Source organism: Microbacterium awajiense (genome assembly GCF_039536545.1).
Lineage (GTDB): Bacteria > Actinomycetota > Actinomycetes > Actinomycetales > Microbacteriaceae > Microbacterium > Microbacterium awajiense.
Genome location: NZ_BAAAYU010000005.1, coordinates 1,897,211 through 1,908,562, shown reverse-complemented (window position 1 = coordinate 1,908,562; position 11,352 = coordinate 1,897,211). Strand labels below are relative to the sequence as shown.

The following is an 11,352-nucleotide window of genomic DNA, read 5'->3' as shown; positions in this document are numbered from 1 at the left end:
CATTGGCTGCGATCCGCGGCCAAGGCATCATCGCGTGGTTCGAGCGCGACGACGGGAGGCTGGCGAAATTGGTCCCGACGCACCCTGGCAGTCTGACACGAGCCCGGTCGCCGGTCGTGCTGCGCGCACGCGACGGCTGTGTCGACCCGTCCCGCCGATCACCTGAACCGGCGCCCGTTTACCCGGCCGCGTGCAAAGCCCGCAAGCGGCCCGCCAACTGCGCCGCGCTGCGCGACGACCACGACACCGGTCGCGGAGGCCCGCTCAGACCAGCTCGCCCAGCAGCCCCTCCACCCGCGCGGCGATGTCGTCGCGCACGCGGCGCACTCCCTCGATGTCGAGGCCGGCGGGGTCGTCGAGCTGCCAGTCGAGGTACCGCTTGCCCGGATACAGCGGGCAGGCGTCGCCGCATCCCATCGTGATGACGGCATCCGCGGCGCGCACGACGTCGTCGGTGAGCGGCTTGGGGAACTCGGCCGACACGTCGAGACCGATCTCGTCGAGGGCGGCGGCGACCTCGGGCAGGATGCGCTCCCCCGGCTGCGAGCCGGCCGACCGCACGTGCACGCGTCCACCCGACAGCTGACGCATGAGGGCCGCCGCCATCTGCGAACGGCCGGAGTTCTGCACGCACACGAACAGCACCTCGGGCACCGGCTTGGCGATGAGCCCCTTCGACTGCGCAAGAGCGGTCAACCGATCGCGGGCGAACTTCTCGGCGAGGCTCGCGGTGTGGGTGTGCACGTTCGCGGTGCGCGTGAGCGCGGCGTACGACTCGAAGACGACCCGCTCGACGGTCTCTTCGCCGACCATGCCGGCGAACTGGACGGCCAGACGCTCGGCGGCGCGGTGCAGCACCGACTCGGCCGAGAGCAGCGGCGCCTGGCCGACGCTCACGCCGCACCCCGCGCGGGCAGCAGCTCGGCCAGCAGCGACTCGATGCGGCCGCGGATCTCATCGCGGATCGGGCGGACGGCCTCGATGCCCTGACCGGCCGGGTCGTCGAGCTCCCAGTCCTCGTAGCGCTTGCCGGGGAAGATCGGACACGCGTCGCCGCATCCCATCGTGATGACGACGTCCGACTCCTTGACGGCGTCGACGGTGAGCACCTTGGGCGTCTCGTTCGCGATGTCGATGCCCTCTTCGGCCATGGCCTGCACGGCGACCGGGTTGATCTCGTCCTTCGGCGCAGATCCGGCCGAGAGCACCTCGACGTCATCGCCGCCGAGATGGCGCAGGTACCCCGCGGCCATCTGGCTGCGTCCCGCGTTGTGCACGCAGACGAACAGGACGGTGGGCTTCTCGTTCATGCTGTCCTCCATGCCAGAAAGCATAGACCATAATCTATGCTTTCGCGGAAACGACGGGTGAACTCTCCGCGAGCAGCTCGCCGAGCAGGCCGCGCACGCGCCGGTCGATGTCATCGCGGATCACCCGCACCTCGTCGAGCGGGCGTCCGTGCGGATCGTCGAGCTCCCAGTCGAGGTAGCGCCGACCGGGGTAGATCGGGCAGGCGTCGCCGCAACCCATCGTCACGACGACGTCGGCGGCGCGCACCGCCTCGTCGGTCAGCGGCTTGGGGAACTCGCCGCCGAGCGGCACGCCGATCTCGTCGAGCGCCGAGACCACGGTCTGGCGCACCTCGGCGGCGGGCTGCGAACCGGCGGTGCGCACGACGACCCGGTCGCCGGCGAGATGTCGCAGGATCGCGGCCGCCAGCTGCGAGCGCCCGGCATTGTGCACGCACACGAAGAGCACCTCGGGCTTGTCGGATGCCGGCGACTCACTGCGCGCGAGCGCGTCCAGGCGAGCGGCGGCGAAGGCGGCGGTGCGCGAGGCGAGCCGCGGGGCGGGCGCATCGGCCGCGAGACGAGCGAAGCTGTCGTCGACCCACTTCGCCACGGTCTCGGGACCGAGAACGCCGGCGAACCGCTCCGACAGATCGCGGGTGATGCGGTCGAGATCGGGCCGTTCCCCCGGCGCGGCGCCCTCGTCGAGCAGCGCGTCGATGCGCTCTCCGAACGCGGGGGCGATCGAGTACCAGACTCGACGCCCCTCCGGCATCCGCTCGACGATGCCCTCGTCGAGCAGTGCCTTCATGTGGTGGCTGACGGTCGGCTGCCGCAGTTCGAGCGCCTCGGCGAGCCGTCCGACGAGCACGCGCCCGTCGGGAGCCGCGCGCATCATGCGCACGATCCGCAGTCGCGTGGGGTCGACGAGGACGCTGATCGGGCGATCGACTCCAGCATCCATAGACAGGAGTCTATCTACGCTCGCCATCTTCCCGGCCGTTGCCGAGGCTGCGCCGCTCGATCAGCACGGTGTCACGCCACTGCCCTGCGTGCGGACCGACCGTCGACCGGGCGATCCGCTCGCGTCGCCCGATCACTCGGAATCCCGCCCTCTCGTGCAGGCGCAGACTCGCGACGTTCTCGGGGAAGATGCTCGACTGCACCGTCCACACGCCCGCCTCGTCGGCCGCCGCGACGAACGCGTCGAGCAGCTCGCGACCGATCCCCCGCCCGCGTGCCGCGCGCGCGACGTAGACGGAGTGCTCGACGACACCCCGATACGCCGGCCGAGCCGAGACGAGGGATGCCGCGGCCCACCCGACGATCGTGCCGTCGGCATCCTCGGCGACCAGCCGGGGTGCGGCGATGCGACTCTTGTCGAACGCCTCCCACGACGGCGTCTCGGCCTCGAACGTGGCCTCGCCGTCGTCGATGCCCTCCCGGTAGATCGCCTCGACGGACGGCCAGTCACCGGGGCGCATCGCGCGGATCAGCGTCACGCGCAGCATCCTCCCTGCCCACCGGCGTCGCCCGTCGAGCACACGCCGGTCGCGGGCAGGACCAGCTCGACGGATGCCGCCGCCTGCGCGTCGCCGGCGATCAATGCCGCCACCGAACGCACCTGCTCGTAGCCGGTCGCGAGCAGGAACGTCGGCGCGCGGCCATACGACTTCATGCCGACGACGAAGAATCCGGGCTCGGGATGCTGCAGCTCGCGGTAGCCGTGCGGCTCGACGGTGCCGCACGAGTGGACGTTGGGGTCGATGAGCGGGGCCAGGCGACGCGGCGCCTCGACGATGTCGTCGAGTTCAAGCCGCAGCTCGCGCAACATGCCGAGATCGGGTCGGAACCCGGTGGCCCCGACCACGATGTCGGCAGTGTGGGTGACGAGCGCGTCGCCCTGACGGCCGACCAGCTCGACAGCCCCGTCGACGCGCCGGGCGCGCACGATCTCGAACCCCTCGATCCGCTCGACGTCGCCGCGCGCGACGGCAGCTTCGAGCCGCGACCCGAGGGCGGCGCGGTCGACGAGCTCGTCGTCGGGCGACGTGGTCACGCGCGCGGCGCGCGTGTTGCGGATCAACCATCGCACCTCGGTGCCGGGCGCTTCTCGTGCGAGCTCGACCAGGGCGAGCAGCGTGTTCGCGGCCGAGTGGCCCGCGCCCACGACCGTGACCCGGCGACCGGCGAAGCGCGCTCGCTCGGCTCCGCGCACATCGGGCAGCGGACCGGTCACGAGGTCGGAGACCTCGTCCGCGCCGAGCAGTTCGAGCCCGCTCGAGGTCAGCGGGTTGGGCGACGTGAAGGTACCCGATGCGTCGATGACCGCGCGCGCCGGGAGCTCGTCGACCACGCCGTCGGCGCCACGAACCCGCACGGCGAACGGAACGGCGGCGCGCCCGCGCGTACGGGTGCGATCCATGCCCTCGCGGGCGACGGCCACGACGTCGACGTCGAGGCGCACGACGGCGGCGATCGCGTCGAGGCGGGCCAGCGGCTCGAGGTACTGCTCGACGAGCTCGGCGCCGGTGGGTGCGGCATCCGGATCGGGATGCTGCCACCCCGCGGCCTCGAGCATCCGTCGCGCCGCGGGGTCGACCAGGTGCCGCCACGGCGAGAACAGCCGCACGTGCCCCCAGGCGCGCACGCTCTCGGCGATGTGCGAACCTCGTTCGAGAACCACGACGTCGATCCCGCGCTCGATGAGCTGGGCCGCCGCGGCCAGCCCGACCGGGCCGGCTCCGATCACGACGACCGGCAGAGTCGCCAGCCGATCCGTCTGCGATGCGGGCGGCGAGAGTTCGATGAGCGTCATGCGGACCTCCGAATATCGATGAACGTCGATGCCATTGTGTACCCATCTATCGAAGGCTGTCAATATCGACTATGGTCGATGCATGCCTGAACTGCTGACCGTCACCGATGTCTCCGCCGGCGCGTGCTGCACGCCGCTCGTGCGCGAGCCCCTCTCGGCCGAGGAGGCCGAGCAGCTCGCCGTCACCATGAAGGCCCTCGCCGACCCGGCCCGCCTGCGCCTGCTGTCGATCGTCGCCGCTTCCGAGAACACCGAAGCGTGCGTGTGCGACCTCATCGAGCCGGTCGGTCTCAGCCAACCCACCGTGTCGCACCACCTCAAAATCCTCACCGCCGCAGGCTTTCTCACCCGCAGCAAGCGCGGCACGTGGGCGTACTACGCGCTCGTGCCGGGTGCCCTCGACCGCGTCTCGAAGCTGCTGGTCGCCTCGTGATCGGGGGCGTGCGCGCCGTCGCGGGCGAGTTCCTCGGCAGCGCAGGCCTCGCCGCGGTCGTCATCGGCTCGGGCATCGCCGCACAGCGACTCTCCCCCGGCGACGTCGGTCTGCAGCTCTTCGAGAACGCGTTCGCCACCGCACTCGGGCTCGCGGTGCTCATCCTGATGTTCGCGACGGTATCGGGGTCGCACTTCAATCCCGTCGTCACGCTCGTCGATGTCGCGCTGCACCGCCGCGACTGGACGACCGTGGCCGCCTACCTTCCCGCGCAGGTCGTCGGATGCATCTCAGGAGCCGTGCTCGCGAATCTCATGTTCGCCGCGCCGGCGATCAGCTGGAGCACCAACGACCGCGCCAGCTGGCCCACGCTGCTGTCGGAGGTGGTCGCCACCGCCGGGCTCATCTTCATCATCTTCGCGCTGGTGCGCACCGGACGCTCGCAGCTGGCGGCCCCGGCCGTGGGCGCCTACATCGGCGCGGCGTACTTCTTCACGTCGTCGACGAGCTTCGCCAACCCGGCGATCACGATCGGCCGCATGTTCAGCGACACGTTCGCCGGCATCGCCCCGGCATCCGCTCTGCCGTTCATCGGCGCGCAGCTGATCGGCGCCGCGCTCGGCGCCCTCGCCGTCGCCCTGCTGGTGCCCGCCGCGACGGCGTCGACCGGGCCGTCGACGGAGGCCGCTGAGCCGGGCGCTGCGCAGCCGTCCGCCGCGCCGTCCGCGAACGGCGCGGCGGTCAGCGCCGAGACAGCATCGAGCGCACCCCGCTGAGCACGATCATTCCGACACCCGCGATGGTGCCGATGATGACCATGAGGCTCGCCCACCACGCGAGAGCCGCCTGCAGCAGCGGATTACCGCCCGGGTCGGTGAGCTCGAGCACGAGCGTCCAGATGCCCAGCCCAAGGCCGAGGAGCAGGGCCACCCAGGTGAGCACCGAGAGCGCGGTGAGTTCGGCGAGGCGGCCCGAGCCGCGGGTCTGCGACGACATGTCCTCAGCGTGGCAGGGGGCGACGTCGCCACGGCGGTGACACGCCCTGGCGTTCATGGTTGTGGCGCCATATAGTTAACGCTAGCGTTAACTATATGGCCACGTCCGAGCTCGATCGCGCACTCACCGCGGTGTCGAACCCGCACCGCCGCGCGGTGCTCGACCTGCTCGCCGAGCGACCCGCGACGGCAGCGCAGGCGGCCCAGCACGCGAACCTGTCGTTGCCCGCGTTCGACCGCCACCTGCGCGTGCTCGTGACGGCGGGCCTGGTGCAGCGCCGCAAGGTCGGACGCACCAACTACCTGGCGATCCGCCGTGCCGGCCTGCGCATCGTGCGCGACTGGATCGGCGGATACGACGTCGACTGGGGCTCCGACGACGAGACGCTCGACAACTACCTCGAAGCCCTGTCGCGCGACGACCACACCACCCCACACAAGGAGCAGCAATGAGCACCTACCTCTTCCTCTACAAGGGCTACACGACCCCGACGCCCGAGATCGGCGCGGCCTGGTCGGCTTGGTTCGCCGACCACGGTCACCGGATGGTGGACAGCGGCAACCCGATGAGCCAGGGCGCCGAGGTCACCCGCGACGCGGTCGAAACCATCGCGCCGGGGCTCGAGTCGTTCACGGGCTACTCGATCCTCACGGCCGAGTCGATGGACGAGGCCGTCGAGATCGCGAAGACGAATCCGATGATCACGAGCGTGGTCGTCTACGAACTCGCCAAGATGTAGCGCGGGCCGGGCGGCGCGGCATCCGGGATCATCGGAAGTCGCGCGAGCGATGCTGCACCCCCACCCGCAGGTCTTCGAACCGGTCGGCGAGCAGGTTGGTCACTCCCTCGACCGAGCGCTCCAGCATCCCCCGCACGATGAGCGCGGGCGCATCGCGCACGACTCTGCGGTAACGGCTCCAGACCCCGACCGAGCAGACGATGTTCACGAGCCCGTGCTCGTCTTCGAGGTTGATGAACGTGACCCCGGATGCCGTCGCCGGCCGCTGCCGGTGGGTGACCAGGCCCGCCACCTCGATGCGCCTGCCCGACTCGTGGGAGCGCAGCTCGCTCGAGGTGAGCACACCCCGAGCATCCAGCTGCGAGCGGTAGTGAGTCATCGGGTGGTCGTCGGTCGAGACCCCCGTCGCCCACAGATCGGCGGCCAGGCGCTCGTACCCGGTCGGGTCGGTGAACAGCGGCGGCTGCACGAACGCGAGCGAGTCGGGCAGGAACTCGGGGCGATCCTGCGCCGCCGACCCCGCCAGCCAGATGGCCTCGCGGCGCCCGAGGCCGAGGCTCTCGAACGCCCCGGCGGTCGCGAGCGCCTCGAGCTGCGCGGCGGTGAGGCTCGTGCGGCGCACCAGGTCGCGCAGGTCGCGGAACGACCCCTCGGCCTCGCGGGCGGCGACGATCCGCTCGGCCACGGCCTGGCCGATGCCCTTCACCGCCGCGAGCCCCAGCCGCACCGCGAAGCCGCCGTCGCGCCGGTGCGCGGCCGATTCGTCGGGAGCCGCGGGGTCGAACGGCCCGATCGGCGGTTGGATGCGGTCGGCACAGGCATCCCGCCCGGTCGGGGCGCGAGATGAAGCGGGCGCGGCATCCGCCACCGGCTCGAGCACGGGCTCGGCCCGCGAGAGGTGCAGATCGGGCCGGCGCACCTCGACGCCGTGCCGCCGCGCGTCGGCGACGAGCGTGGCCGGTGAGTAGAACCCCATCGGCTGGGCGCGCAGCAGCCCCGCCAGGAACGCGGCCGGGTAGTGCAGCTTGATCCACGACGACGCGTAGACCAGCAGCCCGAACGACAGCGAGTGCGACTCGGCGAACCCGAAGTTCGCGAACGCCTGGATCTTGGCGTAGATCGCGTCGGCCTCTTCCCCCACCAGCCCGTTCGACGCCATGCCCGCGTAGAGCTTCTCGCGCAGCGAATCGATGCGCTCCACCCCGCGCTTGGATCCCATCGCCCGCCGCAGCAGGTCGGCGTCCTCGCCGCTGAGCCCACCGACCGCCATACCCATCTGCATGAGCTGCTCCTGGAACACCGGGATGCCCAGCGTGCGCTCCAGCACCGGCACGAGCTTGGGATGCGGGTAGGTCACCGGCTCGTGCCCCAGCTTGCGGCGCACGAACGGATGCACCGCCCCGCCCTGAATCGGCCCCGGCCGGATGAGCGCGATCTCGACCACGAGGTCGTAGAACCGCCGCGGCTGCAGGCGCGGCAGCAGCCCCATCTGCGCGCGCGACTCCACCTGGAACACCCCGATCGAATCGGCGCGGCACAGCATGTCGTAGACCGCCTGCTCCTCTTTGGGCAGCGACGCGAGGTCCCACTCCTCACCCGTGGAGGCGCGCACCATGTCGAAGCAGTACTGCAGTGCCGCCAGCATCCCGAGCCCCAGCAGATCGAACTTGACCAGCCCCATCCAGGCGGCGTCGTCTTTGTCCCACTGGATGACCGTGCGGTTCTCCATGCGGGCGTGCTCGATCGGCACCACCTCGCCGACGGGCCGATCGGTGAGCACCATGCCGCCGGAATGGATGCCCAGGTGCCGCGGTGCCTTCAGCAGCTCGCCCGCATACTCGAGCACCTGGGTCGGGATGTCGTGCCCCTCGCCCGTCGACAGCTCGGCACCCCACCCCTCGACCTGCTTCGACCAGGCATCCTGCTGCCCCGGGGAATGCCCGAGCGCCTTCGCCATGTCGCGCACCGCGTTCTTGGGTCGGTACTGGATGACGTTGGCCACCTGCGCCGCCCGCTCGCGCCCGTACTGCGCGTACACCCACTGGATGATCTCTTCGCGCCGGTCGGAGTCGAAGTCGACGTCGATGTCGGGCTCTTCGTCGCGCAGGCTCGACAGGAACCGCTCGAACGGCAGCCCGTACGCGATCGCGTCGACGGCGGTGATGTCGAGCAGGTAGCAGATGGCACTGTTGGCGGCAGACCCGCGGCCCTGGCACAGGATGCCGCGGCGCCGCGCCTCTTGCACGATGCCGTGCACGATGAGGAAGTAGCCCGGGAAATCCTTCAGCTCGATGACCCCGAGCTCCTTCTCGATGCGCGCCCGGTCGTCGTCGGTGGCATCCGGATACTTGCGCGGCACAGCCTCCCACACCAGGTGCCGCAGCCACGACATCGGCGTGTGACCCTCGGGCACCTGCTGCTTGGGCAGCGCCGGCTTGGCGCGCCGCAGCGGGAACGCGAGCTCATCGGCGAGCTGCACGGTGCGGGCGACCGCTCCCGGATGCCGCACGAACCGCTCGGCCATCTCGGCACCCGATCGCAGGTGGGCGCCGGCATGCACCGGCAGCCACCCGTCGAGCTCGTCGAGGCCGCGCTGCGCGCGCACCGCCGCGACCGCCGCCGCCAGCAGCTGCCGCTGCGGTGCCGCGTAGTGCACGTTGTTGGTCGCCACCACCGGCAGCCCGCGCTCGCGGGCGAGACCGGCCAGCACCGCGTTGTCGCGCGAGTCGAGCGGATTGCCGTGGTCGATGAGCTCGACGTCGACAGCGTCCTTTCCGAAGAGGGCGACGAGTCGGTCGAGGGCGGATGCCGCGGCATCCGGCCCCCCGTCGGCGAGCGCGCGCCGCACCGCGCCCTTGCGGCAGCCGGTGAGCACCGCCCAGTGTCCCTCGGCCTGGGCGGCCAATTCGTCGAGGTCGTAGACGGGGCGCCCCTTCTCGGCGCCGGCCAGCTGCGCGTGGGTGATCGCCTTCGCGAGGCGGTGGTACCCTTCCTCGCCGCGGGCGAGCACGAGCAGGTGCGCGCCGACCGGGTCGGGCTCGCCGTTCTGCGGCTGCGGCAGCTCGAGCGACAGTTCGGCGCCGAACACCGTGTTCAGCTGCAGGGTCTCTGCCGCTTCGGCGAAGCGCACGATGCCGTAGAACCCGTCGTGGTCGGTGATCGCCAGGGCGTGCAGGCCGAGCCGCTCGGCCTCTTCGGCGAGGTCTTCGGGCGAGGACGCCCCATCGAGGAACGAGAACGACGAGTGGGCGTGCAGCTCGGCGTAGGGCACCGCGTCGGCGGGCCGCTCGATGCCCGGCGCGACGTACGGTCCGCGCTTGCGCGACCACGCCGGGCTGTCGCCGCCGTCGGCGCCCGCGGGCGGACCGCCGGGGCGTCGGCGGTCGCTGAGGATGCGCTCCATCTCGGACCACGGCACCGAGGGGTTGTTGAAGCCCATCAGCCGGCCCCGCTCCGCTGTCGCGGCTGCGGCTGCGGCTGCGGCTGCGGGCGCCGCTCAGTCATAGCGCGCCTCGGCGCTCCAGCGGGATGCCTCGCACACCAGCAGCCACGCCTGTCCGTCGGCGTCGACGACCTGGAACCGGTGCGCGCGCCGCGAGCGCGCGGCATCCCACCCCCGCTCGATGATCGGCCACGGCCCCGCCCACTGCGCGATGCGCCGGCGCCGGCCGCCCTCGGCCAGCAGCGCCGGCACCGCCGAGACCGTGCCGCGCTCGTCGACCCGCACCGGCAGGCCCGACAGCGCCGTCACCTCGACCGGCGGCGGCTCAGCGAACACGGTCGCCGGCAGCGGATCGGGCAGGCTGCCCGGCCACGGCCGCGCCCGGTCGGCGGCGAGCCCCGCCGTGCCGCGCGCGTGACGATCGCCCCACGGCACCAGCACCTGCCGCTCAGTCAGCCACCGCCCGCCGCCCAGCGCCGGGGTGAGCACCCCGCGATGGCCGAGCATCGACTGCACGCGCGAGAGCGCATGGTGCACCCGCTCGTCGGGCCCCGAGCCGAAGATCGCCGGAGCGTGGTGGGATGCCGCATCCACCGCCTCGGGCGAGATCCGCACCGCGGCGACCCCGCTGCGCAGCCCCTCGGCCTCTTCCGAGAGCTGCCACCGCACGCGGTCGACGACGGCCGCCGCGTCGAACGACCCCGGATGCAGCCACACCCGCTCACTGCGCTCGCCCCGGTCGCCGACGAGCTCGACCCGCAGCTCGGTGCACACGAGGTCGACCGTGCCGAGACCGTCGATGAACGCGTCGGCGGTGCGGCGCATCGCGAACGCGACCTGATCCGCGATCTCGAGCGGCGGCTCGAACGCGATCTCGCGCTCGAGCTCGGGCGGCGGCGTGCGGGGTTCGATGGGCCGCGAATCCCACCCCGCCGCGAGGGCGTGCAGCCGCGCGCCCCGCTCGCCGAACCGCTCACGCACACGCTCGAGCGGCATCGCGGCGAACTCGCCCAGCGTCTGCACCCCCAGCCGCGCCAGCAGGCCCACCAGATCGCCGCCGTCGTCGGGGGCGGCCAGCCACGACCGGTCGAGCACGGCGACCGACAGCGGCGCCAGGAAGCCGGCAGCTCCGCCCGCGGGCACGACGAACACGGGATAGGCCGCGGTCGCCGCCGCCGCGGCCGCCTGCTCGGCGGTGAACGGACCGTCGGCGACACCGGCCCGCGCCGCCCCGAGATCGGCGAGCTCGCCCAGCAGCACCCGGGCCGCCTGGTCCTCGCCGCCGTAGTAGCGGGCGGGACCCCGGGCGCGCAGCGCGCACAGCCCCGGGCGCACCACCTGCACCCCGGGCGCGTGCGCCTCGATGCGGGCGACGACCGGGGCGAAGACGCGGTGGTCGCGCGCGGGATCGGCGGCGAGCGCGGTCAGCGACGGGCAGCGCGCCTGGGCGTCACGGCGCCGCTGGCCGATGCGCACGCCCTCGGCCCGCGCGGCCGGCGAGCACGCCGACACCAGGTTGCGGTCGATCACCGCGACCTGCCGTGCGGCGTCGACGGCGCCCTCGTGGTGCAGGGCGGTGATCGGCCAGTCGGGGAACCACAGCACGAGGCTGCGCACCGGGGCACGGAGCGACAC

Annotated in this window: 12 protein-coding genes; 4 read left to right on the top strand and 8 right to left on the bottom strand. The window is 72.3% G+C overall.

Annotated features, from left to right (window positions below; genetic code table 11):
* Positions 1–264 precede the first annotated feature (264 nt).
* Genes ABD663_RS15605 through ABD663_RS15585 form a run of 5 tightly spaced genes read right to left on the bottom strand, consistent with a single transcriptional unit; the run spans position 265 to position 4,107 of the window.
* On the bottom strand, positions 265–897 hold the full coding sequence (locus ABD663_RS15605) for an arsenate reductase ArsC (protein WP_344740178.1): 633 nt from the start codon (positions 895–897) through the stop codon (positions 265–267).
* Entirely contained in the window at positions 894–1,310 is a 417-nt protein-coding gene (locus ABD663_RS15600) for an arsenate reductase ArsC (protein WP_344740276.1), read from the bottom strand. Before ABD663_RS15600 ends, ABD663_RS15605 begins: the two co-directional genes overlap by 4 nt.
* A 34-nt stretch (positions 1,311–1,344) precedes the next feature.
* A complete protein-coding gene (locus ABD663_RS15595) occupies positions 1,345–2,253 on the bottom strand; it encodes a metalloregulator ArsR/SmtB family transcription factor (RefSeq protein ID WP_344740176.1) in 909 nt (302 codons plus the stop codon).
* Positions 2,254–2,263: 10 nt separating this feature from the next.
* On the bottom strand, positions 2,264–2,800 hold the full coding sequence (locus ABD663_RS15590; RefSeq protein WP_344740174.1) for a GNAT family N-acetyltransferase: 537 nt from the start codon (positions 2,798–2,800) through the stop codon (positions 2,264–2,266).
* A complete protein-coding gene (locus ABD663_RS15585) occupies positions 2,788–4,107 on the bottom strand; it encodes an FAD-dependent oxidoreductase (RefSeq protein ID WP_344740172.1) in 1,320 nt (439 codons plus the stop codon). Before ABD663_RS15585 ends, ABD663_RS15590 begins: the two co-directional genes overlap by 13 nt.
* Before the next feature lie 82 nt (positions 4,108–4,189).
* Between ABD663_RS15585 and ABD663_RS15580 the strand changes: the two genes are divergently transcribed.
* Entirely contained in the window at positions 4,190–4,540 is a 351-nt protein-coding gene (locus ABD663_RS15580; protein ID WP_344740170.1) for a metalloregulator ArsR/SmtB family transcription factor, read from the top strand.
* 8 nt (positions 4,541–4,548) lie between these two features.
* On the top strand, positions 4,549–5,316 hold the full coding sequence (locus ABD663_RS15575) for an aquaporin (protein WP_344740167.1): 768 nt from the start codon (positions 4,549–4,551) through the stop codon (positions 5,314–5,316).
* Here ABD663_RS15575 and ABD663_RS15570 read toward each other — a convergent pair.
* On the bottom strand, positions 5,282–5,536 hold the full coding sequence (locus ABD663_RS15570) for a hypothetical protein (protein ID WP_344740165.1): 255 nt from the start codon (positions 5,534–5,536) through the stop codon (positions 5,282–5,284). The genes ABD663_RS15575 and ABD663_RS15570 overlap by 35 nt on opposite strands.
* Before the next feature lie 95 nt (positions 5,537–5,631).
* Here ABD663_RS15570 and ABD663_RS15565 point away from each other — a divergent pair, with 95 nt between their 5' ends.
* Both ABD663_RS15565 and ABD663_RS15560 read left to right on the top strand, forming a co-directional pair.
* Positions 5,632–5,988 carry an ArsR/SmtB family transcription factor gene (locus ABD663_RS15565; RefSeq protein ID WP_344740163.1) on the top strand — a complete coding sequence of 119 codons (357 nt, stop codon included), beginning with the start codon at positions 5,632–5,634 and terminating at the stop codon, positions 5,986–5,988.
* Positions 5,985–6,275, top strand: a complete 291-nt coding sequence (locus ABD663_RS15560; protein ID WP_344740161.1) for a YciI family protein — start codon at positions 5,985–5,987, stop codon at positions 6,273–6,275. Before ABD663_RS15565 ends, ABD663_RS15560 begins: the two co-directional genes overlap by 4 nt.
* A gap of 28 nt (positions 6,276–6,303) precedes the next feature.
* Here ABD663_RS15560 and ABD663_RS15555 read toward each other — a convergent pair whose 3' ends face one another.
* Both ABD663_RS15555 and ABD663_RS15550 read right to left on the bottom strand, forming a co-directional pair.
* Positions 6,304–9,714 carry an error-prone DNA polymerase gene (locus ABD663_RS15555; protein ID WP_344740159.1) on the bottom strand — a complete coding sequence of 1,137 codons (3,411 nt, stop codon included), beginning with the start codon at positions 9,712–9,714 and terminating at the stop codon, positions 6,304–6,306.
* A 57-nt stretch (positions 9,715–9,771) separates the two neighbouring features.
* Positions 9,772–11,352, bottom strand: coding sequence for a Y-family DNA polymerase (locus tag ABD663_RS15550; protein ID WP_344740157.1), 1,581 nt, complete (start codon positions 11,350–11,352; stop codon positions 9,772–9,774).